We start from the raw sequence: 23,501 nt of genomic DNA on the forward strand, positions 1-23,501 counted from the left end.
AAGGACCTCGACAATCCTCATTCTTGCTGGTCAGAGGCACTTTTCGCTTACCTGACCACCCGTCGGACAACTCGCTTCATGAAAGCGCGAGGCTAAAGGATGGGGAAGCGGTTCATGGAAAGGTTCGAGACGGAGAGTCTGGCGCTCATGCCTGGCCAGAAGGTTCCGGCCACGGTCCTCAGCCATCACCCATGGGGTGTGGTCGTTGAGATCGTCGGTTACGAGAACGCCGGCCTGTCGGCCTCTATCGACATGATCCAGCAGTTCTCCCGGACCACGAGCAGCCATGACGAACTACTCGCGCTCCTTCCACCCATCGGTTCGCAGGTCGATGCAGTGATCGAGCAAATCCACCGCTGGCAGCCACCGGTGTCAGTGCGGCTCAGCATCCGACCTGCCGACCTTGAGTCGCTGACCTGGAGCTGCGACTTCTGTGGTGAACGGACCACGTTGAGCCCAGGTGGAGACGCCCTCGTCCTGGACTCGCGGAGCAACGATGGTCCAGGAAGCCACACCCTCATCTCCCACCGGCACTGCCTGGCCGAGCGAATCCGCCCAGACAACAACGGAGAGCGGGCGCGAACATTGAAGATCGGGAAGATGCACTGAGGGTCGTCAGGCCCATGCCTACCGGCATGGCTGAACTCGACAGCTCATTCGGCGGGAACCAGCCGATAGTTCAGAGAAGGCACCATCCACCAGGGGTTGTTCTACCTGGCGCGGCTGGTGGATCACCGCGGGGAGTTCGAGCACCTGGTCCGGGACCGGCTGGGGGCGCGGCGGCGGTCCAGGTCCGGTGGAGCGGGCCGCGCCTGGTCTGTATCGCCGGCGACTTCACGCGCTATGACGTGCACGCCGTGCGCGAGCACCGGCGCAGCATCGACCTGGTGTGCTACCGCCTCTTCGGCGACGACCCGCTCGGGCTGGGGACCGTGGCGTCCGTCAGCGGCGCGGCACCGGGGGCCCGGCGGGCGCGTCGGCCGACGGCCGGCGTCCGGGGCGGGGCGTTGGCTGGGCTGGCGGACGTGGTCGATGAGGTGTTGCTCGGTCTCGGCGACGGGGTGAACCGCGTCCAGCACAAGCAGTACCGGGCGTATCAGCGGCTGCGGAACTTCGCCTGCGTGTGCCCGCCGCAGCGCAGCAAGCTCCTCGTCTACCGGAAGGCCGACCCGAAGCGCGTCGACCTGGTTCCCGGGTTCACCCGGGATGTGACGGGGCTCGGCCACCACGGAACAGGCGACCTGGAGGTGCAGTTGCGCACCCCGAGGGACGTGGAGCGTGCCCAGGAGTTGTTCCGCGCGAGTTACGCGGCCGCGTGAAGGCTCGACCGCGCCTTCGCCATGGGCGTTGCACGGGCGCTCTGGGGTTGTCTGGTGGTGCCTTGCGACGTACGGGCGGTTCGTGGCGCTGGACCGTCCATGGGGCGCGGGATCGCCGGTGTGGCCAACCGGTGATCCCGCGCTGCGCTGCTCCGCTTCGGCCGGTGATCAGCGGGTGCGGCGGGCTGCGGGGACGGTCTTGGCCATGGGGGTGGCGCCGGTCGCGGTGAGGACCCACATGCGGTCCGAGACGGGCGTCTCGTAGGCGGCCACGATCCAGGCGGTCTCGTGGGCGGGGGCTTCGTGGTCGTGCCCAGCGCAGAGAATCTCGGCTAAAGCCCCGGCTGCCGGAACGCCGGCCGCTCGATGGGTGACAGGCAGCCCCTGAGGGTTCGTCGGGCTTGTCGTCCCGGTCATGCCCGGGCGTCCTGTCCTGTGGTGCCCGCGTCCTGGCCCACGGAGGCCGGCCTCTGACGTCGCAGTGCCTCGGCCAGCGCCTGGTGTCCGGACTGCTCGGCGTGCACGACTCTGTCGCCGGGCAGGGCGCGCTGCCACCACTCGCCGGCTGCGGTGTCGGCCGAGGCACGCAGTTCGACCAACGCGGCGCCGAGGCGACGTCGGGAGGCGTTCAGCGCGCTGGGCACGGGATCCGGCTCGGCGAGGAGAGCCGCCGCGTGTTCCTGGGCGTGCTCGACGGCGGTGAGCGCGTGCTTGAGGCGGTCGCCTGCGCGCCGGTTGGTGACTGCCAGGGCTGCGGCGAAGCCGACGAGCGTGCCGACGAGAGTGTCCGTGATCCGTCCGGTGATCAGTTGGACGGAGTCCTGGGTCCGGGCGAACTCGGTGATGAGCAGGGCCATCGGGGTGACGCAGACGGTATGGAGCCAGTAGTTGGGGCCGATCAGTGCTGCGGCGGCGAAGCAAAAGGCGAGGAAGCACAGCACGAGGGCCGCCGGATGCAGGTGGGCGAGCGGAACGGTCGCGGCGAAGGCGAGGACGCCGATGAGGTTGCCGACGACCCGCTCGACTGCTCGTCGCCGGGTGAGCGTGAGGTTGGCCTGGTACAGGGAGGCGGCGGTGACGAGGGCCCAGTACGGGCGCCCGATCCCGAGGGAGGCGTATCCGGCGAGCGCGCAGCCGATCCCGGTGCGCACCGCGATGGGGGCGAGGAGATGGTGCCGGCTCCACCACGCCGCCCGGGGCGACGCGGTCGTCTCGGCGCGGACGTCGAGGAGTTCCTCGCCGTCCGGCACCGGGTGGCCGGTGTACGGGACCGGGCCCGAGCCGCGCAGGTTGCGCGCCCACGCCTGCAGACGCTCCGGGTCGGCGTCCCCAGGGGCGGTGACGGCGACTTCGGCGCAGGCGACGAGCCGTGTGAGGGAGCGGCGTGTGAGGTCGCTTCGGGCGCCGGCGGCCGTCGTGCACTGCCAGGCGGCCTGCACAGCCGCGCCAGCGGCAGCGCGGGCCTTGACCTGGACCTCGGCCATGCCGCTCACGGCGACGTACGCGGCGACCGTGTCGAGGGCGTGGGCGGTGGCGCGACGCTCGGGTCCGTGAGGGCGCAGCAGGCCGGGCGCCATGCAGACCAGCCAGGCCCAGACACCCCCCAGCAGGGCCAGCCCGACATGGCCGGGGACCTGAGCGGGAGTCTGCGGCAAGAACAGAGCGGTCGAGCTGATGAAAGTCAGGACCACACTCGCGGGCGGGCCGATGCGGGTGGCGTCGCAGACGGCCTTCTGTAGGGCGGCCATGAGAGCGCCGACACCGACCAGGACAGCTGCGTTGGTGGTGAGCGCCGCCGTGAGCAGCACGACGGCGAGGCCACCGACCATGCCGAGCACCACCCAAGCCAGGGCCTGGCACCGGGCAGCGTACGGGCGGTCGTGACAGTACAGCGCGGACATGGCTCCGGCTATCGGGTACATCGCCAGGTCGAGCCTGCCCAGCACGAGCATGGACAGTGCGGGCAGGGCGGTAGCGGCGACCACGCTCAGCGCGGGCTTGAACCAGATGTCGGAAGGCCGGGCGCATCGCAGCATCCCGGCGTGGGCCATGCGGCGCAGGGCAGCACGCGTACTCATCGATTCTCTCCGTGAGACGCGCCGTCACCCCTAGCGGGGGCGATCGGCGCTTGGGGGTGTCGTGCCGCGCGGTGAACGCGAGCCGCTAAGGGGGGCGAACGCAGCCGGCTGTGAGCCTTCGCGCCGGCGCCAAGCCACCAAGGCCGGAACCATTCTCGGACGCCGGCGCACGCGCACGACCCGGCGGGTGAGGGCGTCCGCGGCAGAGAGGCGTCCCTCGACCGGCGGGTCGGTCGTCGAGCAGAGCGTTATCGCCCGGCGGCGGCCAGAGCGCGCTCCGCGATCCGGTTGGCGGTTGCCAGGGTGGTCGTCGCCTCTTCGGTACTCCGCCGCAGGATCTCGGCGGTCGTCGACTGGATCGACCTCAGCCGGTCCCGGGACTGCTCGGGGCTCAGGTGGTGCAGTTCGATCCCAGTCCCGTACATCACTCCGCCGGCGTTGGCCACGAAGTCGGGGGCCCAAGCGATTCCTGCCTTGGCGAGATCGGCGGCCGATTCGTCGGTGGCCAACTGGTTGTTGGCCGAGCCGACCACGGCGCGGCAGCGCAGCGCAGCCGCCAGCTCACTGGTGAACACTCCGCCCAGTGCGCATGGCGCCAGGATCTCCGTCTCCAGCGTGTAGGCGCCGTCGAGATCCACCCACCGCGCTCCAGCCCTCTCCGCGGCTGCGCGACGGGTGATGTCGATGTCGGTTGCCCTGACCTGGGCCCCTGTAGCCACCAGGCGTCGGGTGAGTTCCTCGCCCACGGCTCCGAAGCCGACGACCACGACGTCCCGACCGTGCAGATCGGCGGCACCCCACAGATGCTCGGCAGTAGCCAGCATCGCGTGCTCCACGCCCGCAGCCGTGCCGAACGTCGTCGCACCCAGTCCCTTCTCGGTGGTCGAGTAGCCGCCGACGTACGGCGTGCGACGACGGATGCGGACCATGTCGGCGGTGCTGCTGCCCACGTCCGGCGCCACGTGGTACGCGCCGTCGAGTTCGTGTACCACTTCGGCCAGGTCCATCAGGAGCCCGTCGCGCAGCGCCTCGTCCAGTTGCTGCGGGCCGCCGGGCAGCAGCGGTACGACAGCCTTGCCGCCGCCCGTGCCGTTGCCGACGGCGGCGGCCTTGTACGTCATGCCCCGGCTCAGCCGAAGGCAGTCGACGAACGCCTCGGCCGGGGACGCGTAGCGGGTTATGCGGACGCCGCCCACCGCGGGCCCGAGGCGGGTCGAGTGGACGGCGATCATCACAGGGAGGCCGGTCCGGCGGCCTGACCGGACCAGCACCTGCTCGTGATCGAGAGTTGCTTCCAGGGCTGCAGCTGACACGGAGAACCTCCATAGGCGGGCGAGATGGCTGACTTAACCTAGCTTAAGTCAGAGTCCTCGTAGAGTGGAGTGGTGACGTCATCCCTGACCGGCCTGCTGGCCGACCGCGACAGCTGGCGGTCCGAACGCTGTTCCGCTGCCCGTGCCCTGGAGGTGCTCGGCACCCCGGCGAACCTGCTGGTGCTGCGCGAGGCGTTCTACGGCACGACGTACTTCCAGGACTTCGTGCGGGAAACCCCGCTCAGCGAGCCCGCGATGTCCAAGCGGCTCAAAGAACTCGTGGACATCGGGCTCCTGACCCGGGTGCCTTACCAGGAAGCCGGGCAGCGCACACGGCACCGCTACGAACTCACCCCGCCCGGCGAAGAGCTCATGGTCGCCTTCTTCGCCCTCATGGAGTGGGGCGACCGGCATGCCGCCCCTGACGGAGGTCCGGTGCGTCTGCGGCACCGGGATTGCGGGGCACCGGTCCACCCGCGGCTTTCCTGCACCGAGGGCCACATCCTGCCGCCGGGCGAGGTCGAAGTGGTCGCGGCACCTATCCTGCTGAGCACCGTGGCGGCAGACGACTGACCGATGCCACGAGCACCCTGCCTGCCGTAAGGGGCGTCACGTCTAGCGGCTCAGTTCGAGCGCGATGACGGAAGCGTTCAGTCCGTCGACTGTCTCGACGTCGTGCCCGGTCAGCTCCTTCCACCGATCGAGGCGGTATCGGGCACTGTTCGGATGGATGTGCAGCCGACGGGCGCAGGCGCTCACGGAGTACCGGCACTCCGAGTACGCACGTACCGTCTCGGCCAGCTGTGGGTGCCGCCGTGCCACCACCATGGCCGGTCGGAGGACAGCCTCGAACCGGTGCCTGATGGCGTTGAGGCTGGACATCAGCCAGTCACGTTCGAACTCGACGACCCGATGCTCGTCGGTCGTGCGCGCGACGGCCTCCTCGGCGTCCTGGAGAGCGACCGCGGCGCCAGCGAGTCCGGTACGCGGGAGCCGACACCGATCCTCGCCGCAGAGTTGATCGCCTCGGCCGCTGTGTACATCTGCGACACGTCGAGGCCCTGGGTGACGAGGATGCCGTACTCCTCGTGGTGCATGCAGGCGACTCGGTCGCTTGTCTTATTGAGGAGTTCCACCAGACTGCGCGCGCTCGGCATGAAGCGCAAGCTGACGCTCGGTCCGTGGTTCCGCCCGGCGTTCGTGGCTCTGCGCACGCTGAAGGTGCTGCGTGGGACGCCGTTCGACCCCTTCGGCCTCGCCCGGGTGCGGTGTACCGAGCGAGCGCTGATCCGTGAATACCGGACCATGATCGAGGGACTGCTTGACACCTTGAGTGAGGATTCGTACGCGCGCTGTGTCGAGCTTGTGTCGCTGCCGGACATGATTCGTGGCTATGAGGACATCAAGTTGGCAGCGGTGGACGCGTTCCGCGGCAGGGTGCGGGAGCTCGGCGTGAAGCCTCAAGGCGGTGATGCACATGCGATGACCAGGACCCTCTGGCCTTCTGCGTGCCAGGCAGGCTCCAGCGCAGTGGATCACCTGGCAGCCGGGACTACGTGGTTGCGCGCAGGTGCGCCTATCCTGGAAGGCGGCATCCGGGAGGGACCATCATGACCGAGAAAGCGTCCGCGACTGCCGCCACCAAAGTGAGGGCGGGCGACGGGCAGGCTCGACCGAAGGCGTCGTTCGCCACGACCCTCGCCGAGATGGACGGTCGGTGCAACTGCACAGCCAGCCGACGGGCGACCCGGTATCTGACTGCCGCCTACGACAAGGCACTGACCCCGGTTGGGCTACGGACGACGCAGTTCAACATTCTGCACCGCCTGGCACTGGGAGGCCGCACGACGATCACGGCACTCTCCCAGCGGATCGCGATGGATCGCACCACCCTCGCGACGAATCTCAAGCCGCTGGAGCGCGATGGCTTGCTCGTCGTCCAGCCTTCGGATGCCGACCGACGCGCTCGCGCAGTCGAGATCACGGAAGCAGGTCTGAAACGCCTGGAGGCGGCCGTGCCCCTGTGGAAGGCCGCTCAAGATCAGTTCGAGAGCACGTTCGGCGCGTCCGAAGCTGCTGAACTGCGAGCGGCGCTGCGGGCGGTACTGGAGACGGGCTTCGACCCCTGGGCTGAGTGACGTCTCAACACATGCGCGCGGCGCTGTAGCGGCGCCACCTGCGCACACCGACTTCACTCGACGGTAGGGGCTAGCGGCGAAGGCAATACGCGTATATGCTCCCTTCGCTCGAACGAGCATATGCTCCTTTCCCCTCAATGACCCGACTGCCGGAGACGAGATGCAGAACGACCAGATCATTGCGGCGCTCAAGACTGCCTTCGCCGGTTACGCGACGAACGACCGCGCTCCGTTGGTCGCCTTGCTGGCAGACGATTTCCAGTTCGAGATGTCCGACTCGCTGCCGTACGGCGGGACCTACAACGGCGCAGGCGAGTTCATGGCGTTCTGGAAGGAAGTCGGCAAGGAGTGGCAGTACTTCCGGTACGAGGCCCACGAGATCATCGACGCCGGCGACACGATCATCGTCCCGGTCCGTACGGACGCCCTGTCGATCCGCGGTATCCCTATGTGCAACGAGCACCTGTTCCTGTTCAAGGTCCGCGACGGCAAGGTGATCTTCGGCCGGCTCTACGCAGACACTGCGCGCGGCCGGGACGTGATGGCGGGCCTGGAGCCGCGCCGGTACCCGCGGGCGACGCTCGCGTGAGCGGACGATCTTGCTCCTCACCAACCTGACGCCTCGGCTCCCATCGTCAGCGATACCGAGTCACCGTCGGGAGCCATCACGGTCGTTCAAGGAGAACCGCTATGACCGAACCCTCAGCCCACTTCACCTCCGTGGAAGAGACACCTGCGATCGCTCGTCGCACAGGCCAGGGCCCTACGGCGCTCGTCGTGCTTCCCGGATTCCTGGACGACGCCACTGTCTGGACCGTGTTCGCCGATCTGATCGCCAGTGCCGGCATAGATGTGGTGCAGTTCGAGCCCGCCGGAGTCGGTGGTCGCGTCAACGCATCCGGCCCGTTCACCCTGCGGCGCATGGCCGAGGAAGCCGGCGCGGTCGTCGACTCGCTCGGCAAACCCTGTGTCGTCCTCGGCCAGAGCATGGGAGCCCAGGTTGCCGAGCTGGTGGCCGCGCCGCGCGGTGACGCCGTGCAAGGGCTGATCCTCCTCACACCTGTGCCTCTCGCCGGCGCCCGTCTTCCTGAGGCGGACATCGCGCCGCTCCGCGCACTCGGTGGGAACCTCGAAGCCCAACGCGCGGTCCGCTTGCAGCTGACGGTGGCCCCGTCAGCTCAAACAGTCGACCTGCAGGTCGCAGCGGGGGCCCGCATCCCGCCCGCCGTTGTCTCCGCGCTCGCCGACGCGTGGAACGACGGGGACCCCGCCGGAGAGGAACCGAGTCGCTTCCAGGGGCCGGTGCTCATCGTCCGTGGGGCGGGAGACGGCTTCGTCACCGATGACCTTCTCCAGCGAGTCGCCCCGCGGTTCAACGAACCGGCGACGGCCGTTACCGATCGCGCCGGGCACTGGCCGCACACCGAGCAGCCGAAAACTCTCGCCGAGACCGTGCTGCCATTCGTCATCCAGTCGGCCGCCAGGGCGACGTCGCACCTTTGACCCCAGCCAAGGTTCCAGTGGCGCAGTCACGCCCTACCGCTCTCCACCTTGCAGCCACAGTGAGCCGTCGCGGGAAGGCTGTCGGCTCCCGCCGATACGAGTGGCGTCAGGCCCCTCAGACACCTTGGGGCAAGCCACCCGCGACGCATGCCCGACCGCGTACTCACAGAACACTGATATCTCAAGCTATTCCCACGCCGCGATCGGAGCCGTATGGGCAGCGACAGCAGTACGCGGCTTCAGTCCGCATCTGCAGATCTGGGCCCTTTCGCGAGCGCTCTCGTGGACCGGCTGGGCATCGACCTCGTCAAGGCGACTGCGCAGTGCGTTGTCGGCACGATGCCCGTGGAGGGCAACACGCAGCCTTACGGGCTCCTGCACGGCGGTGCCTCCCTCGTCCTCGCGGAGACCCTGGGCTCCGTCGGCGCCATGCTCCACGCCGCCCCCGACAGGATCGCGCTCGGCATGGACATCAACGCCACCCACCATCGCGCCGTCGGCTCAGGCGGCGTCACCGGCGTTGCCACGCCCGTCCACCTGGGTCGCTCCGCTGCCACGTATGACATCGTCATCAGCGATGAACAGGACCGCCGCGTATGCTCCGCCCGACTCACATGCATGCTGCGCCCGTCGCCCGACAAGGGGGCCGGCACCAATTGATCCGCGACGCTTGGGCCAGCTCGTTTCCCATGTCCCAGTCGGCCGCATCGAGGAGCGTGCTCATGGCCTGACGACGTCTCGGACATCGGCGACACCGCCTGGTCCGCTGCCGTGTAGTCGTTGATCCCAGAGGGGCCCATTGGAGCAGGACGGCCCCCCGCGCACCGGTGAAGTGGCAGAGCTGACCGGCATGGTGAGCCTGGCCGGGCACGCTGGACAGCAGCCGGATCATCGTTCGCAGCGAGCGCACTCGCCCCGGCGCGCGGTCGTCCTTCTGGACGAGGGCATGCGCCACCAGCCCTTCCGCACCTACACCCCGACGGCAAAGGTTCCCCGCAGCATCTGGAGGCCCGCCACCGGGGCGCACGCCCGCGTTGAGGACCGCGTCCGCTGCGGCACGACCACCGGCTTCAGCCTTCCCCCCCCGCCACTTCCAGACCAACGCCGCCCGGCTGGGGCTGTCCGTGACCGCCGTCGATCTGAGGGCCTGGGCGCAAGCCCTCTTGCTGAACGGCGAGTTGGCCACCGCGGAACCGAAGAGGCTCCGCCGACTGCTACTCGCAGCCGCCCGCATCACGGGCAGCGATCGTCGCCTCCACCTTCGGATCGCCGTCGCCTGGCCCTGGCGCTATGAGCCGGCCAACGCCTAGGCCCGCCTCGCGGGTCGGCTCAGGCCAGCCACCCTGAACAGCCCCGCTGTTCTGCCCGCCCTTGACCCGAGGAACCCTGGAGAATGCGACCCGCACGTCGGGCCCCGCCACGCCCGCCTATCGACTATCCGTCGACATCCACAGCCTGCAGCAGCCAACTCAGCCCAGCCGACCGAACCGAAAGGGGGGAGGCTGACGATGGCTGGCTGGGCGGGTGAGAGCCCGGGGCGGCCATCGCGCGGGTACAACGACGCGAAGTTTCATTCCGCCACAGCCGCCGAGGCGGTCCCGGAACCGCATCGGCGTCGTGCCGCCCGGATTGCTCGCCCGCGCGAACTGTGCGGTCAGGGGTGGGACCTGTTCACCGGGACGGGGACGGACGAACGCGGACGACCGCGCTGCATGCCTAGGACCTCGGAACTGTCCCGAGCGTGACGGGTGAGCAGGCCACTCCGCCGCAGAACTCCCGACTCCCGACAGGGTCAAGCTCCCGGCGACCGCTGAGGTTGAGGGAGCAGCGGTCCGACAGTCCTGCAAAAGCTCGTTCCTCCACGGGGTGCATCACCGGTAGGACGGACAGGCAGCCTCGTCTCCTGCAACTCTTGCGGATCAACCAGTTACGAGCATATGCTCCTATTAGTGGTGGCCGCCCGGGCTGCCACAGTCGATCGGAGGTCTACTCATGCCCGTCTTTGAGGCTCACGTCCCGGCCGGACGCTTCTCTGTCGAGAAGAAGCGCGCCTTGGCGGACGCTCTGAACCAGTCCCTCGTCCGGGGCCTGGGGATTCCCGTTGGAGACCGGTTCATAGCGATCACCGAGCACGGTGAAGGGGAATTGCATCTGGACCCGTCCTTCATGGAGATGAAGCGGACAGAGGACGCCATGATCATCTCCGTGCTGTTCGGGGCGCACCGTCCGCTCTCGGACAAGCAGAAGGTTGTGTCAGCAATCAACCGGCTTGTTGTGGACGCGCTAGGCGTGTCGCCCGACGATATCTTCGTGGCGCTTGTCCCTGTACCGAACGAGAACTTCTCCTTCGGCCGGGGAGAGCTGCAGCTGGCGAACGAGGCACCGCAGTGGTGACCGGGCCATCCACTCGCCCCGAGGGTGTGCTGGTCACGTCGGGGATTAGTGATAGCCGTGTCGTGGAGGCTTCGAGGGGTGCCTTCACCGGGCTCGATCGGAACGACCAGTCCCAGCTGGTCGAACTGCCTCCAGCCACTGGGGCGCAGCCGTGACCCGGCGGCACGAGGTCGAATTCCCTGGGGAGGACGGCAATACGCTGGCTGCCTGGCTGTACCTTCCCGCGCGGCCGGGACCGAATCCGGCGGTCACCATGGCCCACGGGTTCGCCGCGACCCGCGAGCACCGGCTGGACCGGTTCGCCCGCGTATTTGCCGATGCCGGGTTCGTTGTGCTCGTCCATGACCATCGCGGTTTCGGCGGGAGTAGCGGCCTACCGCGGCATGACGTGGACCCATGGGCTCAGATCGCCGACTGGCGACGTGCTGTCTCGTTCCTTGAAACACGGCCCGAAGTAGATCAGGAGCGCATTGGAATCTGGGGAACCAGCTATGCGGGCGGGCACGCGGTCACCCTCGGGGCGACCGACAGCCGTCTGCGCTGTGTTGTCGCGCAGGTGCCGACGACCAGCGGTTTCGAGCAGAGCAGACGGCGCGTGCCGGCCTCGGCGGTCGCACAGTTGGAGAGTTCCTTCTGCGAGGACGACCGAGACCGCTTCCGCGGGAAGCCGCCCGCGCGGATCGCCGTGGTGGCCACGGCGCCCGGGATGCCCGCGGCGTACGACGACCCCGAGGCAGTCGCCTTCTACACTCAGCCCGCCGCGCAACACGCCTGGACCAATGAGCTCACCCTGCGTTCTTCCCGAACGGCACGGATATACGAGCCGTCGATGTGGATCGCCCGGGTCTCACCGACGCCGCTACTCATGATCGTCGCCATGCAGGATGCGATCACCAACACCGACCTGCAGCTCGGGGCCTATGAGCGTGCGCTGGAGCCGAAGAGTCTGGTGACCGTGCCGGGAGGGCACTTCGCGCCGTACGACGCCCAATTCTCGGTCGCTTCTCGGGCTGCCGTGGACTGGTTCCTACGTCACCTCGATGCGCACGGCCATGCCCCCCGAACTGAGTAGGCCCTTACACGTGACGCCCGCCGCCGGGTGTTGAGGAACGCGCATCAATAGTCCCGCCATTCCTACCGTGGCGTCCCCGCCACCTGGAGAGTGCTTCTTTCCTTGCAGCTGACAGGACCCTCGAAAAGTCCCATCGTTGCATTTCAGTGGCACTCCTATTTGATCAGGGCCCGGACAGACCCACTTGCGAAAGCGCGAGGTTAAGCAGCGACAGTCGGCACAGACCGAAGACGCCGCGCCGACGACGGCAGTCGGCGGTTTCCAGACACTGCCCCGCAAGACCCGCATCCTGCGGCTCGGCGGCGGCCTGTCAGATGATCTCCGGCATGGACTGCCGCCGCCGTTTAGAAGCCGTATCTCAATCGAACGTGGTCTTTGGTTTTTGCTGGTCGGGCGTGGTTTCGGTCGGGGTGTGGGAGGGGTGCTGCGTTCTGTTTCCGTTTGGTTGGTGAGGTGTGCGGTGGCGTCGGTGGTGGGGTTGCTGGAGGCGCGGGAGGTGGCTGCGCGTGAGCGGGTCGAGGTGCTGCGGGAGGAGTCGGCCCGGGCGGCTGCTGCGTTGGAGGTGGCTGAGATCGAGTTGGATCGGCGGGTGATCGCGCGGGAGGAACTCGTCGAGGCCCTGGCGATGTCCGTTGCCGAGAGCATCGCCGTGACCGGGGCGGCGGTGGATGCGGATGCGGATGTGGCGGCGGTGTCTGTGCCGTTGCCGGGCACGGTGGTGCCGCTGTGGCGGGAAGGTCTTTCTGCGGCCGGGCTCGCGCTGGACTATCAGCGGATTGTGGGGGTGCTGGCCGATTGGCCGGGTCCGGGGCCGGTGCGGGCCAGGGAGATCGCGGTGACGCTGGGGCTCAAGCCGACGCCGGCGAAGGTGGAGGGGGTGCGGTCGAAGGCGAAGCGCCTGGCGGAACGCGGGTGGCTGGTGCAGGAGGCGGCCGGCACGTTCAGGACCGGCCGCCGGGGTGTGGCCGGGCCAGGCGGCGGCTCATCCGGGTGATCATCGACCACTGGATCATCGCTTCGCCGGTGGCGGTCAGGGTTTCGTAGTCCCGGGCCAGGCGGCGCGAGTGCATCAGCCAGGCGAACGTGCGCTCCACCGCCCAGCGGCGGGGCAGCACCACGAACCCTTGTGCGCCATCGGTGCGTTTGACGATCTGAAGGGTCAGTGCGAGGTCCTGCCGGCACCAGTTGGTGAGGGAGCCGCTGTAGCCGTCGGCCCACACGAGGACGAGTTCGCGATGGTGTGAGCGCAGGCGCCGCAGCAGGGGCACGGCCGCGTCCCGGTCGCCCACGCTCGCGGCGGTCACCGCGACGGACAGCAGCAGGCCGAGGGTGTCGGTCACGATGTGCCGTTTGCGGCCCGGCACCTTCTTCCCGGCGTCGTATCCGCTCGTGGCGGCCGGCACCGAGGCGGAGGCCCGCACCGACTGCGCGTCGATGATGCCCGCCGTGGGCTCCGCCGTGCGGCCTTCGTGCTCCCGGACCCGGCCGCGCAGCCGGTCGTGGAACTCCGCGGTCAGTCCGTGCTCGCGCCAGCGGCGGAAGAAGGCATAGACCCGGCCCCAGGCGGGGAAGTCCGCGGGCATCGCCCGCCAGGAGATCCCGCCCGCGACCAGGTAGCGGATCGCGTCCAGCATCACACGGTGGCAGTAGCCTTCGGGCTGCCCGCCCCGGCCCTGGAGCCAGGCCGGCACCGGCAGCAAAGGCCGGATGGCCGCCCATTCCGCGTCCGACATGTCCGAGGGATACCGGCGCACCCGCTCCGGATGATCAGCCGCGTTCCCAAACGCATGCGCGAGGCAGTCACACGATGGAGCAGCCGAGTTGAACTGAACAGGCTCGGACGCGTACAACAACGACACCAGGGCCTCCCGGCACTGCTCGGTCAGATTCGCATCCCCGAGCTACCGAGAGGCCCTGCCTTCATGCGTGCACAACGGGAAGATCACCCAGGCGGGAAAACAGTTCGACCCGCACGTTCCAAGACCGGTTGAGATACGGCTTCTTAGCGCAGTTGACCCCCTAGTGGCAGGAACTCGGTGCTGCAATCCGGTAGCCCTCGGTGGCTCAACTACGCTCATGCATGTGCGAGTTACTGTGCAAGCTCAAAAGGCGAGTACCGAAAATTGGCCCATGCCAGCTCATCAGCAAGGGCATTGTCGGCGGGCCACAAGGGCATGACCATGGGGGTACTGGGGATGTCATCACCAGATACACGAGGCGCTTCGGCACCCCACACGGGCCGCGGTAACCACCAACAGATTTCAGGAGGGGAAGGCAAGGCGGCTGCATAGCGAGGGCCGACATTCCGGCGCCGGGAGCTTGGAAGGGAGCTGCGCAAACTCCGAGAGAGGAAGGCGCTTACGCTCCAAGGAGTGGCCGAGGAACTGGGCTACTCGCACACCAAACTGGCCCGGACGAGCACACTGGCACGGTCACTACCCGGAGCAGCGAGGAGGCCCACGTGGCGCATCGCGGGGAGCGGAAAGGCCAGGTCGGCGGTGACTCATCGAGTCCAGGAGACTCCGGGAACCCGATGCCTGCCCCGAGTCCTGAAGAGCCGGATGACGACGAGGAGTAGCTGACGGGAGCCGCAGCAATGGATGCGGGCGGATTGCGGGCCCGGTGCGCGGCCGAGATCGAGGCGCGCGGCGACGGCGCGTACTTCACTGGGCAGCCGTGGCTGCTTGAAGCATTCCTCGCAGTCCCCCGCGAGGAGTTCGTACCGGATCGGGTGTGGTGGGCGCACCCCCGTCGTACAGACGGGCTGTATCACGTCATCGACCGCGCGGAACACCCCCGGGCTTGGCTGAAGGCGGTGTACATGCCGCTCGCCGCGCTCATCATCCAGATCGCCGACGGCCGGGTACGGGCCGAGGACGGGGCGACCGACTGCCCCGCGTTCACCAGTTCCATCTCCTGCCCGGCCGTGGTGGTCGACATGCTGCACCACTTCGCTCCCCAGCCCGGCGACCGCGTCTTGGAGATCGGTACGGGCAGCGGCTACAACGCCGCCCTCCTCACCCATCGGGCCGGCGAGGTCGTCAGCGTGGAGATCGACCGCGACCTCGCCGAGCGGTCCGCGGCCACGCTGCGCCAGCTCGGCCATGCTTCGTTGGTGGTGTGCGCCGACGGGGAGCAGGGGTATACGGCGGGGGCCCCGTACGACCGCATCCTGTCCACCGTCGCGGTCCGCGTGATCCCCCCGGCGTGGCTGCGGCAGGTCCGGGCGGGCGGCGTCATCGTGACCCCGCTGGCTACCCCGTTGGCCTGCGATGTGCTGTGCCGACTGGTGTGCGACGGCCAGGGAGCCGCGACCGGAACCCTCATCAAGAGCGTGCTGTTCATGAAGGCCCGCGGCCAGCGGACGGAGATCCCGTTCGCGGAGCTCGGCTGGTCACAGGCCGCGGCGTCCGTAGACCTGCGGCGGACGTGGGCCGACTACACGGTCGCAGTTAGCGCCTTGGGAGAACAACGTGTACGCCTACGACCCGAGGTGGCAGGGGCGAGCACGGGGAGGTGAGCGGCCGCACCAGCAGTGTGCCGACGTCCTGCGGGTCGCGTGCGGGAAGGGTCTGGGCATCGATGCCAGTGAAGTCCTGGGTGTGCTCCTGGGCCCTTGCTGCCGCACATATCCTCACCGCACAGTGTTTTTGCCAGGCCCGAATTCCCGCGTCCGCGCGGGGCGTTGGCTTGCCCATCCAGAGAACTGGAGGGAGAGCAGGCGATGGAAGACGCACCCGTAGCACCCGCCCGTCGTGAGGCCCTGCTTCGGGCGGTGGAGGCCCTGACGAGTGTGCAGGACCGGTTCGACACCAGCCGCTCCGACCCGCCGCCGCATCAGCGACCCGGGCCTGGTCAGACGCCTGCTCACGCCGTCGCGGCTGCTGGATCTGATGATGCGGCGCAGCGTCGCGCACCCGCAGATCCGCGCGTTCCGGGACGGCGAGCAACTGCACACCGACACCTACCTCACCACCCAGACCACGCGGCGCGGCCAGACGGTTCCCATGGCCAACATGCGGCGTCTCGGACAACTCCTTGCGGACGGTGCCACCGTGGTCCTGGACCAGGCCAACGTCTTCGACCCGACGATGGAGGTCGCCTGCCGCGCGGTGCAGTGGTGGGCACGCGAGCGCGTCCAGGTCAACGTCTACCTGACGACGAACGACGCCTCCGGCTTCACCCTGCACTGGGACGATCACGACGTGCTGGTCATCCAGCTCTCCGGCGAAAAGACCTGGGAGGTGCGCGGGGCGTCCCGGCCGGTGCCGATGTACCGTGGCCCGGCTCGCAACGACGAGCCGGGCCAGGACAGCGTCTGGTCAGGGGGATGCAGACGGGGGACGTGATGCACATCTCCCGCGGCTACTGGCACCAGGCCACCCGCACCGGCCAGGGCGCCGGACACAGCCTGCACATGACCCTCGGCATCACCCAGCGCACCGGCGTGTCCTGGCTCGCCTGGCTGGCCGACTGGTCCCGCGAGAGCGAACTGTTCCGCCACGACCTGGACCGCTGGGGAACCGCCGACGCACAACACCGGCAGCAGCAGGACCTGGCCGAAGCCGCCGCCCGCCTCATCGAAGCCCGCGACACGACCAAGTTCCTGGACGCCCTCCAGCACGACGCCGGCCCGGCACGTGCCGTTCGTCCCCGCCTTCGGCCCCCTGGAGGACGTCGTGTGCATCACCGAGTTCCCACCCCAGATCCGCGAGCTCGGCACGGAGGTGGAGGTGACCGCAGCGGGCAAACGCCTGGTCTTCGACCCGAAGGCGGCCCCCGCGCTGCGGCTGCTGCTGAGCGGCCAGCCCGTGCGGCTGGAGGAAGCTGCCGCCCTCGCGGGCGCCGACGTCATGACGGTCGCCGAGATCCTGGTCGAGGAGCTGCTGTGCGCACCGCTGACTCTCGAATTGTCCTCGGGCTACACCGGACTCGTCCCACCCGCGCCCTGCTGACCGGAGCCTTGGACCTCGGCGTCACCGCCCTCGGCACCGCCTTCAGCTACGGCAACTTCACCTCCCACACGGTCCTGGGGCAGTACGGCGACCTGCTCCCCGAGTTCGAGATCGCCACGAAGGTGGGCTTTTTCCCGGGCGGGCCCGGCGGCGCGGAGCACAGCCTCGCTCCCGAGCGGCTGCGCGCGGCCGTCGAGCAGTCCGTCCGTGACCTGGGGCATGAGCCTGACACCGTGCTCCTGCACAACCCGGAGCGCGCCCTGCACGACCGCACGCCGGAGCACGGCCACGAGATACTGGCCGCTGCGTGCGCCACTCTGACCCGCGCGAGGGCAGACGGCCTGTGCCGCTCGTGGGGCATCGCCACCTGGAACCCGGCACCGCTGCACGCTGCGTACGGCCATGACCTGCCCGTCCTCATGGTGCGCGCCGGCCTGCTGGTGGGCATCGCCACACTCGACGCCGCCGACGCCCTGGCCGAGCAATGGCGGCCTGCGACACGGTGGGGGATGAGCCCGTTCGGCGGGGACTCCCGCGCACCGGTGTGGCAACAAGTCGCTGCGCACGCCTTCCTCCCCGACCACGGCGCAGGCATCTCACCTGCTGCGGCGGCCTTCCGCGCGGCGTACCGCCTGCCCGAGGTAAGCGTCGTCGCCGTCGGGACCACGAACCTCGAACACCTCAGGGATCTGCATGCCGCGCTGCGCTTCCCGGTGGACGACGCCGCGGTGGCGCACTACCGGAGTCTGCTGCGCGAACGGGCGATCGTTACCGGAGTCCCGCGATGAGCTGCCGAGCCGCTGTACGGGCGGGCTCCAGCTTGGGGTCGGCCGCATCGGCGTAGAGTCCGGCGATCTTCGCGCAGGCGAACAGCATCATCAGCCGGCCATCCCGGCTCTCCAGATCCTCACGCCGCTCGTACCGCACCCGTTCGGCCAGGTCAGGCACCGCGAGGGACGCCGCCCACAGCGAAGCGGCATCCAGCCCCCGTGGCGCCGCGCCCCAATCCTCCCAGTCGAAGATGCAGCAGGTCGGGCCGGTGATGTTCGCCCAGTTCAGGTCAGCATGCGCTGGGAACCAGCACTCGACGGTTGTATCCACCGCCGCGCCGAAGGCGTCGTTGATCAGGTTGGTGATGCCGTTCTGCGTGATGGTCACGGTGTCCGGCGTCGCCACGCGGGTCGTCGCGGCTTTCGGCGAGGGCGTCCAGCGACGAGTTCAACGTCCGCCACCAGGAGTCCGGCAACTCCGGGGCCACGGCGACGGTGCCTCCTACCGGCTTGACCGGTGCGTTCGGTAGCAGCGTCGTCTCATCCGCTCGCCATACCGCCGTGCCGTCCGAGTTACGCCAGGCCAGTCCGGCAAGCCACTGCGGCATCGCCACCCCGGTCAGCGAAGCCGCAACCTCGGTGCCGTTCCAACCCTGCCCGTCAATCCGGCCGACCGCACGGCGCTCCACCCGAACCCAGGTGTCCCGCTCCGCCCCCGCCCCTGCCGGCGTCCGGCGGCCCGTTCAGGCCGGCGGACGGGGCGACGTCACGCAGGGACGCCGAGCGGCGGGTGCTCAAGCACGCGGGGCTTGTACTCGACCAGCTGGATGCGGCCGTCGAAGGTGCGGTGCTCGATCATCTCAAGGGCAACGTCCGGATAGCCGTCGTAGATGCGTTCTTCGCCCGTGGCCCCGGTGATCACCGGGAACATCACGACCCGGAAGCGGTCGACGAGTCCGGCTCGTAGCAGGGACCGGCACAGGCTGAGGCTGCCGATCGTGCTGAGAAGCCCCGAGCCCCTCGACTTCATGGCGCGGACCGCCTCGACGGCGTCGTCGCGGACGAGAGTGGAGTTGGCCCACGTCAGCGGCTCCTTGAGTGAGGAGGAGAACACCACCTTGGACGCTTGCGCGAGATCGTCGACGGACGCCTCTTCTGCGGGCCTGAACTCGTCTTGGCCCAGGGGGACCTCGCCTGCGGCGAAGCCCGACATAAGGCGGTACGTGTTCGCCCCCATCAGGTAGGTGGCCTTGGGCTGCTCGCCGAGCCATGCGAGGTACTCCGGGCCCTCAAGGCCCCAGAAACCGGGCCACCCCTCTCCTGATGCGTGGCCGTCGAGGGAGGTGATGAAGTCGACGAGAAGCTCTGACATGGCGGTGTCCTTTCCTGGGTGCCATCAGCTTGGACCGGCTGGGAGCCGCAAACTCATCGGCCGCGTTGCGGAGTAACGAGAAAGAGGACCTTGACGCTGTAGCCGACCAGATCGGCGGAGCCCCACCCGCGAACGACCCGGGCCAACCGTCACGCTCAGCCGGGCCAAGTACAACACTCAGGGGACGACTAAAATACTCAGGGGACGACTAAATCACTCAGTCACACGACGGCGGGCAGCAGCCGGGCCTCCGCGTGCACGATGACGCCGACCTCCGCGTACCAGCGGACGGCATGGTCGACGAGCCGTGCGGACACGAGCCGGGCCGTGCGGCAGCGCCATCCTGTGGCGCTGGCGGCGTGAAGGCGGTCGGCGACTTCTCCGGGCGAGTGTTCCGGTGCGCCGGCGTCGTGTCCCTCGCGCAGGCCGAGGCCGACGAGCACCCCGTCGTGTGGTTAGACGGTGGTCGGAGTCCACTGGGTCGCCGCGACCAGCCGGCGTACGGCGGCGTCGCACGCCGAGGTGTCCGGTGTGCCGTGCGTGCGGCTCGGGTCCCGGTACAGCATCACCTCGTCCACCGGGTCATCGGCTCGCCCGGCAGGAAGGCCGCCACCGGCCACGTACGTGCCAAGGCGGTGAGGGAGTGCTGGACTTGCTCGGCCGGGGTAGCGACGGGCAGCCGCAGCGTGCGTGTCCAGGCTCCCTCTGCGGTACCGACCTCGATGTAGGGCGTCGTCATGGAACGACTGTGCCGCACGGGCTCACCGGGGTGCTGTCCGTCACCAGTCCTAGGGTCGATGGGATGGATATCAAGGGAGTGCAGGAGGTGCGAATCTCCGCGCAGGGAGAACGCACCTCAATAGAGATCGACGGACGGCCGGTCGGTGAGCAGGTCGACGCCTATCGCATCGACCAGGCCGCCGGTGAGCTGCCGCAGGTGCTGGTGCACCTGGCCGCGGGGCACAGCGAGGTGGAGTGGGCCGGCGCGGCGCGGGTCTGCGTCGCGGGGCAGCCGGACCCGGACCCGGACCCGGTAGCGGCGCTGTTCCTGGTGGCGATCGACCCGGTGGAACTGGAGGCGGCCGCCCTGGCGTGCCTGGACCTCGATTGCGGCCCGCACGCGCTGACGCGGGCGATGCTGGCCCAGCTGGGGGAGTGGGCCAGTGGCGCTTGACCTCGACGGCGCGCGCCGGGTGGTCGAACGCGTTCTGGACGACAAGCTGGGGGCGTGGCGCGACAGCGCGGGGCGCACCGACGACGTGCTGGACGAGGCGACGGGCGAGCTGGTGGCGCCGGTGCCGGACGAAGTCCTGCTCTGGGACGGGCTTGGCGCGCTGCTGCCGCTCGGCCGCCCCGCGATCACCAAACCCCTGGACGGGGCCATCGCCCCGACGCCGCCGACCACGGACTACCAGGCCGTACTGCCGGTACGAGCACCGCACCTGCGCCCGGACGACGTGATCCGCGTCGCCGGATCGGTACGACACGGCGGCCCCCGCGACCCGCAGTTCGTCGGCCGCCGCTTCCGCGTCTCGGACACCGCTGTCGGCACCTACAGCGTGGTGCGCATCGTGCGAGTACAGGTGATCGACTGATGCCCGCCAACACACACCCGAACGCCCACCCCGACGCGACGGCGTTCCGCGACCCGATCGCGCTCGCGGCCGCGCTGGCCCGGCTCGGCCCGGCCGCCCGAGCCCGCACCCGTACGATCACCCGCCACCACGCGATGCTGCTGCGCATCCGTATCCAGCGAAACGCCTCGGGACGGCCGGGCTCCGGGGCGCTACCGGTCAGCGCCGAGCCTCGTGGGAAGTGCGAACGGGCGTCTGCGATGGGCAGATGACGGCGGGAGTGTTGTCCGACCTCCCGCGGGTTCGTGGGCTGGAATACGGGTTTGCCGGCGTCGACGCGGTCGCCCGCCGCTCTCCTGCACATCGAGCCCGCATGGAAGCAGATACGGCCCGGCTTCGTCCGGGCGCCGACGGACGGAGCGCTGCTGTGACTGCTGCTCGGTTGCCGATGACCTGCACCGTGGCCGCGCTCACCGCAAAGGAAATCCGGCCGTGCGTACGGGACCGGTAAATGGTCCGCCTCCGGGCGGCGACCGGGGAGTGGCAGGCGGTCCCGCGCCGTACATGGCCTGGTCTCCTCCTGCGTCTTCTTGCCGGCAACAGGCGTGGGGCTTGTGATCGTCGGGCCCGAGGTGGGGGATCGACGGCTGTTTCATTTGCTCTGGCCATCAATGTTCCAGAGGTTCAGTACCTACTGCGGATCGAGCGGGGCTTTCTCGGGGCGTTCGACGGCGATTGCCGCACTGCCTGTCGATACACGCCGCATACTGAGCCGCCCGTGCCCGTGCCCAGGTGCAGAGCACCGCTGCCGTATTCCCCGCAGTAGGTGACAGAGCGGTGGACGGGTAATCGGTCGAGAATTACCAAGCCCTTGCCGGCGAGGCCGTGCAGTGGCTTCGTGATGTGGAGGCTGGCGGACCCGCTTCGTCTCAATAAGCCCGCGACATGTGGACTCCAGGCAGGCGTCAACGGACATTCGCCCGTAGCAGACAAGGAAGATCCCCCAAAGGACTGGAAACCCCTGCCGGGATCATGCCAAAGGACAATGTCCCGCAAAATACCAGGTCAGGAAAGGTAGTTGCTTCGGTGTAGCTGGGTCCGCACGTTTCGGAACCCTGCGCCGCGCCAGACGGCTTCGCCGGCGGAGTCCCTACCTTGGAGGTCCGCCTGTCGGAATCCTTTATCCGATTCGCCCGATTCATTGCTCCCTTCCTGCTTGCGCTCGGCGCACTGAATGCTTGTTCTGGCCTGAGAGCGGACAACGGTGCGACGTCCACGGCGCTGCGCCTTTGTGTTTGCCCGTTCGGCCTGTTCGGCGGAGACCTGTCGCAACACGGCTTCGCTGTGACCGGGCTGTCTTTGCGTACATTGCGATCCACCCTGGAGCTAAAACTCGGTATGCAGCCCGCGCCATTGGTGTCTCGGAGCGTGCCGTCAAACGGAGTCTGGACCGTGTCGCTGATGACGGGATGCTGGATGCTGGTGCTCGCTACAGACAGGGTGACCCCGGCTCTGTGCTCATACCGGTTGGCTTCCTGATCGGGGGCCAGTTGGGGCCGGAATGAGCGGAATATAGTCGACGATCGGCGGTTAGCCAAACCGGCATTGGCGGCGACCATTGAAGTGTTGGTCCGGGCCTGCGCTTGGCGGTGGAGCTGTTCGGGTGCGGCGTTCCGTCATGCCGGCGATCCGCGGTGCAATTTGCGTTGCTCCCTCATAGCGTGCGGCGACCTTCGATGTTTCTAGGGGAAAACTATGGCTCGTCCTCCTGTGCTCAAGCTCGTCGAGGTTCTCGCGGAAATCCGCACGAGCTCCTCGGCGTTCTACCGCTTGCGTGCTCGCGGGGAGGTACCCCGGATGATCAAGCTGCCGAATGGCGAACTGCGTTGTCGCCGCGCCGATCTGGATGCGTGGTGGGAAGTGTGTGAAAGGGATACGCCTGGATGGCGATGACGTACAAGGTCCGGTTCTGGGACATTCGTGAGCGTCCCGATCGCCGTAAGGGATTCGAGGTCCGCTGGACGGTCAACGGCCATGAAAAATCCGAGTCCTTTCTCGCGAAAGGGCTCGCCGAGAGCCGACGTGCGAAGCTGATCACCGCTGCGCGCGACGGCGAGCCGTTTGACGTACGGACTGGCCTGCCGGCTTCCGAGCTTCGGGCTCTGAAGCAGCGGACCACCTGGTATGAGCTGGCGCAGGCGTACATCGATCAACGGTGGGATCGGACCGCACCCCAGGAAACACGCGCCGCACGCTGGCCGATGCTCTGGCTACCATTACCCCCGCCTTCGTGGCGCCAGAGGCTATGCCCCGGGCACTCCGCGAACTGCGGCGAGCCCCGTACTCCTGGGCGTTCAACAAGAAAGCCTGGAGCCGTCGCCCCACCGGGAGAGTGGCTGGCGGCGCTGGACTGGTTGCAGCGTCATTCGCTGCCCGTCAGCGAATTGGAGGATCCGGACGCATTGCGCCGGGGGCTCGACGCGCCGTGTCGCAAGGTTGATGGGACGGCCGCTGCCGCGAAGACCGCGAAGGGTAAGAAGGCCGCGGTCAACGAGGTGGAACGCGGATACTTCGGCCAGAACCCGATGACCGGACTTCGCTGGTCTGCGCCTGAAGTCGCCGACGAGGTCGACCCCGACTGCGTGCCAAACCCGGCTCAGGTCGACCGTCTGCTTCCTGCGGTCAAGGCACTGCCGGGCCGTGGCCCGCACCTGTACGCCTTTTTCGGTTGCATGTACCACGCCGCTATGCGTCCGGCCGAGGTCATCCACCTGCAGAAGTCTCGGTGCCGCCTGCCGGCGAGTGGTTGGGGGCTTCTCAACCTCAAGGGCGGTGTTGTAACGGCCGGTAAGGAGTGGACGAATGATCGGGCGGTCCACGAGATTCACTCACTGAAACGACGGGCGGCCAAGGCGTCGCGGCCGGTGCCCATTCCACACCCGTGCTGGTCCGCATGCTGCGAGAGCACATAGATCGCTTCGGTGCCGCATCGGACGGACGCCTGTTCCGCAAC

General features: G+C 68.5%; 28 protein-coding genes and 4 pseudogenes. 22 read left to right on the forward strand and 10 right to left on the reverse strand.

All coding sequences use genetic code 11. From position 1 onward, the window contains the following. Positions 1 to 114 precede the first annotated feature (114 nt). Positions 115 to 609 (forward strand): hypothetical protein, encoded by a 495-nt coding sequence (locus tag AC07AB_RS26845; RefSeq protein ID WP_478571629.1) that lies wholly within the window; start codon positions 115 to 117, stop codon positions 607 to 609. 78 nt (positions 610 to 687) lie between these two features. Further along, a pseudogene (locus AC07AB_RS26850) lies at positions 688 to 1,319 on the forward strand (DUF5655 domain-containing protein); the annotation flags it as partial. A gap of 168 nt (positions 1,320 to 1,487) precedes the next feature. Here AC07AB_RS26850 and AC07AB_RS26855 read toward each other — a convergent pair. The 3 genes from AC07AB_RS26855 to AC07AB_RS26865 all read right to left on the reverse strand — a co-directional run bounded on the left by AC07AB_RS26855 (position 1,488) and on the right by AC07AB_RS26865 (position 4,710). Continuing rightward, positions 1,488 to 1,736, reverse strand: a complete 249-nt coding sequence (locus tag AC07AB_RS26855; RefSeq protein ID WP_478571632.1) for a DUF317 domain-containing protein — start codon at positions 1,734 to 1,736, stop codon at positions 1,488 to 1,490. After that, positions 1,733 to 3,397 (reverse strand): FUSC family protein, encoded by a 1,665-nt coding sequence (locus AC07AB_RS26860; protein ID WP_478571634.1) that lies wholly within the window; start codon positions 3,395 to 3,397, stop codon positions 1,733 to 1,735. Before AC07AB_RS26860 ends, AC07AB_RS26855 begins: the two co-directional genes overlap by 4 nt. A gap of 248 nt (positions 3,398 to 3,645) precedes the next feature. Continuing rightward, the gene (locus AC07AB_RS26865; RefSeq protein WP_478571636.1) at positions 3,646 to 4,710 is read right to left on the reverse strand and encodes a Glu/Leu/Phe/Val dehydrogenase dimerization domain-containing protein; all 1,065 of its coding nucleotides are present in this window, start codon (positions 4,708 to 4,710) and stop codon (positions 3,646 to 3,648) included. 72 nt (positions 4,711 to 4,782) lie between these two features. Here AC07AB_RS26865 and AC07AB_RS26870 point away from each other — a divergent pair, with 72 nt between their 5' ends. Then, the gene (locus tag AC07AB_RS26870) at positions 4,783 to 5,283 is read left to right on the forward strand and encodes a winged helix-turn-helix transcriptional regulator (RefSeq protein WP_478571637.1); all 501 of its coding nucleotides are present in this window, start codon (positions 4,783 to 4,785) and stop codon (positions 5,281 to 5,283) included. Between the two features lie 42 nt (positions 5,284 to 5,325). On the opposite strand, the gene AC07AB_RS26875 is transcribed toward AC07AB_RS26870, so the two are convergent. Next, on the reverse strand, positions 5,326 to 5,592 hold the full coding sequence (locus AC07AB_RS26875) for a helix-turn-helix domain-containing protein (protein WP_478571639.1): 267 nt from the start codon (positions 5,590 to 5,592) through the stop codon (positions 5,326 to 5,328). On the opposite strand from AC07AB_RS26875, the gene AC07AB_RS26880 reads away from it, so the two are divergent. The 9 genes from AC07AB_RS26880 (at position 5,566) to AC07AB_RS26920 (ending at position 12,811) form a co-directional block, all read left to right on the forward strand. Then, entirely contained in the window at positions 5,566 to 6,324 is a 759-nt protein-coding gene (locus AC07AB_RS26880; RefSeq protein WP_478571641.1) for a DUF6537 domain-containing protein, read from the forward strand. The two genes, AC07AB_RS26875 and AC07AB_RS26880, sit on opposite strands and share 27 nt — an antisense overlap. Beyond that, positions 6,321 to 6,848 (forward strand): MarR family winged helix-turn-helix transcriptional regulator, encoded by a 528-nt coding sequence (locus tag AC07AB_RS26885; protein WP_478571644.1) that lies wholly within the window; start codon positions 6,321 to 6,323, stop codon positions 6,846 to 6,848. The genes AC07AB_RS26880 and AC07AB_RS26885 overlap by 4 nt, the downstream gene beginning before the upstream one ends. Positions 6,849 to 7,008: 160 nt before the next feature. Further along, a complete protein-coding gene (locus AC07AB_RS26890) occupies positions 7,009 to 7,437 on the forward strand; it encodes a nuclear transport factor 2 family protein (RefSeq protein ID WP_478571647.1) in 429 nt (142 codons plus the stop codon). 101 nt (positions 7,438 to 7,538) lie between these two features. Next, the gene (locus AC07AB_RS26895) at positions 7,539 to 8,351 is read left to right on the forward strand and encodes an alpha/beta fold hydrolase (RefSeq protein ID WP_478571649.1); all 813 of its coding nucleotides are present in this window, start codon (positions 7,539 to 7,541) and stop codon (positions 8,349 to 8,351) included. Between the two features lie 213 nt (positions 8,352 to 8,564). After that, the gene (locus AC07AB_RS26900; RefSeq protein ID WP_478571652.1) at positions 8,565 to 9,011 is read left to right on the forward strand and encodes a hotdog fold thioesterase; all 447 of its coding nucleotides are present in this window, start codon (positions 8,565 to 8,567) and stop codon (positions 9,009 to 9,011) included. A gap of 374 nt (positions 9,012 to 9,385) precedes the next feature. Beyond that, positions 9,386 to 9,661 (forward strand): transposase, encoded by a 276-nt coding sequence (locus tag AC07AB_RS26905; protein ID WP_478571655.1) that lies wholly within the window; start codon positions 9,386 to 9,388, stop codon positions 9,659 to 9,661. A gap of 682 nt (positions 9,662 to 10,343) precedes the next feature. Next, positions 10,344 to 10,745 (forward strand): tautomerase family protein, encoded by a 402-nt coding sequence (locus AC07AB_RS26910; protein ID WP_478571658.1) that lies wholly within the window; start codon positions 10,344 to 10,346, stop codon positions 10,743 to 10,745. A gap of 151 nt (positions 10,746 to 10,896) precedes the next feature. After that, positions 10,897 to 11,817 (forward strand): alpha/beta hydrolase, encoded by a 921-nt coding sequence (locus AC07AB_RS26915; RefSeq protein WP_478571661.1) that lies wholly within the window; start codon positions 10,897 to 10,899, stop codon positions 11,815 to 11,817. A 184-nt stretch (positions 11,818 to 12,001) separates the two neighbouring features. Further along, positions 12,002 to 12,811 carry a hypothetical protein gene (locus tag AC07AB_RS26920; RefSeq protein WP_478571664.1) on the forward strand — a complete coding sequence of 270 codons (810 nt, stop codon included), beginning with the start codon at positions 12,002 to 12,004 and terminating at the stop codon, positions 12,809 to 12,811. Here AC07AB_RS26920 and AC07AB_RS26925 read toward each other — a convergent pair. Further along, positions 12,759 to 13,550, reverse strand: a complete 792-nt coding sequence (locus AC07AB_RS26925; RefSeq protein ID WP_478571666.1) for an IS5 family transposase — start codon at positions 13,548 to 13,550, stop codon at positions 12,759 to 12,761. The two genes, AC07AB_RS26920 and AC07AB_RS26925, sit on opposite strands and share 53 nt — an antisense overlap. A 594-nt stretch (positions 13,551 to 14,144) precedes the next feature. On the opposite strand from AC07AB_RS26925, the pseudogene AC07AB_RS26930 reads away from it, so the two are divergent. The 4 genes and pseudogenes from AC07AB_RS26930 to AC07AB_RS26945 all read left to right on the forward strand — a co-directional run. Continuing rightward, a pseudogene (locus AC07AB_RS26930) lies at positions 14,145 to 14,399 on the forward strand (hypothetical protein); the annotation flags it as partial. A 14-nt stretch (positions 14,400 to 14,413) separates the two neighbouring features. Next, positions 14,414 to 15,337 (forward strand): rRNA adenine N-6-methyltransferase family protein, encoded by a 924-nt coding sequence (locus AC07AB_RS26935; RefSeq protein WP_478571669.1) that lies wholly within the window; start codon positions 14,414 to 14,416, stop codon positions 15,335 to 15,337. Between the two features lie 271 nt (positions 15,338 to 15,608). After that, a pseudogene (locus AC07AB_RS26940) lies at positions 15,609 to 16,772 on the forward strand (JmjC domain-containing protein). Between the two features lie 8 nt (positions 16,773 to 16,780). Then, positions 16,781 to 17,560, forward strand: coding sequence for an aldo/keto reductase (locus AC07AB_RS26945; RefSeq protein ID WP_478571672.1), 780 nt, complete (start codon positions 16,781 to 16,783; stop codon positions 17,558 to 17,560). Here the strand turns inward: AC07AB_RS26945 and AC07AB_RS26950 are convergent. From AC07AB_RS26950 to AC07AB_RS26970, 5 genes and pseudogenes are all read right to left on the reverse strand, one after another. Then, positions 17,541 to 18,279, reverse strand: a pseudogene (locus AC07AB_RS26950) (hypothetical protein); the annotation flags it as partial. The gene AC07AB_RS26945 and the pseudogene AC07AB_RS26950 overlap by 20 nt on opposite strands. Before the next feature lie 29 nt (positions 18,280 to 18,308). Beyond that, positions 18,309 to 18,914 carry a dihydrofolate reductase family protein gene (locus tag AC07AB_RS26955; protein ID WP_478571674.1) on the reverse strand — a complete coding sequence of 202 codons (606 nt, stop codon included), beginning with the start codon at positions 18,912 to 18,914 and terminating at the stop codon, positions 18,309 to 18,311. 221 nt (positions 18,915 to 19,135) lie between these two features. Beyond that, positions 19,136 to 19,357 carry a hypothetical protein gene (locus tag AC07AB_RS26960; protein ID WP_478571676.1) on the reverse strand — a complete coding sequence of 74 codons (222 nt, stop codon included), beginning with the start codon at positions 19,355 to 19,357 and terminating at the stop codon, positions 19,136 to 19,138. Between the two features lie 12 nt (positions 19,358 to 19,369). Then, positions 19,370 to 19,492, reverse strand: a complete 123-nt coding sequence (locus AC07AB_RS26965; protein ID WP_478571679.1) for a hypothetical protein — start codon at positions 19,490 to 19,492, stop codon at positions 19,370 to 19,372. Next, a complete protein-coding gene (locus AC07AB_RS26970; protein ID WP_478571682.1) occupies positions 19,480 to 19,653 on the reverse strand; it encodes a hypothetical protein in 174 nt (57 codons plus the stop codon). Before AC07AB_RS26970 ends, AC07AB_RS26965 begins: the two co-directional genes overlap by 13 nt. 63 nt (positions 19,654 to 19,716) lie before the next feature. Here AC07AB_RS26970 and AC07AB_RS26975 point away from each other — a divergent pair, with 63 nt between their 5' ends. From AC07AB_RS26975 to AC07AB_RS27000, 6 genes are all read left to right on the forward strand, one after another. Next, positions 19,717 to 20,088 (forward strand): hypothetical protein, encoded by a 372-nt coding sequence (locus tag AC07AB_RS26975; RefSeq protein ID WP_478571685.1) that lies wholly within the window; start codon positions 19,717 to 19,719, stop codon positions 20,086 to 20,088. Then, entirely contained in the window at positions 20,078 to 20,509 is a 432-nt protein-coding gene (locus AC07AB_RS26980; protein ID WP_478571688.1) for a DUF6093 family protein, read from the forward strand. Before AC07AB_RS26975 ends, AC07AB_RS26980 begins: the two co-directional genes overlap by 11 nt. Then, the gene (locus AC07AB_RS26985; RefSeq protein ID WP_478571691.1) at positions 20,509 to 20,760 is read left to right on the forward strand and encodes a hypothetical protein; all 252 of its coding nucleotides are present in this window, start codon (positions 20,509 to 20,511) and stop codon (positions 20,758 to 20,760) included. The genes AC07AB_RS26980 and AC07AB_RS26985 overlap by 1 nt, the downstream gene beginning before the upstream one ends. An 883-nt stretch (positions 20,761 to 21,643) precedes the next feature. Further along, entirely contained in the window at positions 21,644 to 22,027 is a 384-nt protein-coding gene (locus AC07AB_RS26990; protein WP_478571693.1) for a hypothetical protein, read from the forward strand. Between the two features lie 216 nt (positions 22,028 to 22,243). Further along, positions 22,244 to 22,441, forward strand: coding sequence for a helix-turn-helix transcriptional regulator (locus AC07AB_RS26995; protein WP_478571695.1), 198 nt, complete (start codon positions 22,244 to 22,246; stop codon positions 22,439 to 22,441). Next, positions 22,432 to 23,460: a site-specific integrase gene (locus tag AC07AB_RS27000; protein WP_478571697.1), complete on the forward strand. Its 1,029-nt coding sequence runs from the start codon at positions 22,432 to 22,434 to the stop codon at positions 23,458 to 23,460. Before AC07AB_RS26995 ends, AC07AB_RS27000 begins: the two co-directional genes overlap by 10 nt. Positions 23,461 to 23,501: the final 41 nt, after the last annotated feature.

Source organism: Streptomyces sp. NPDC044033, assembly GCF_056434425.1.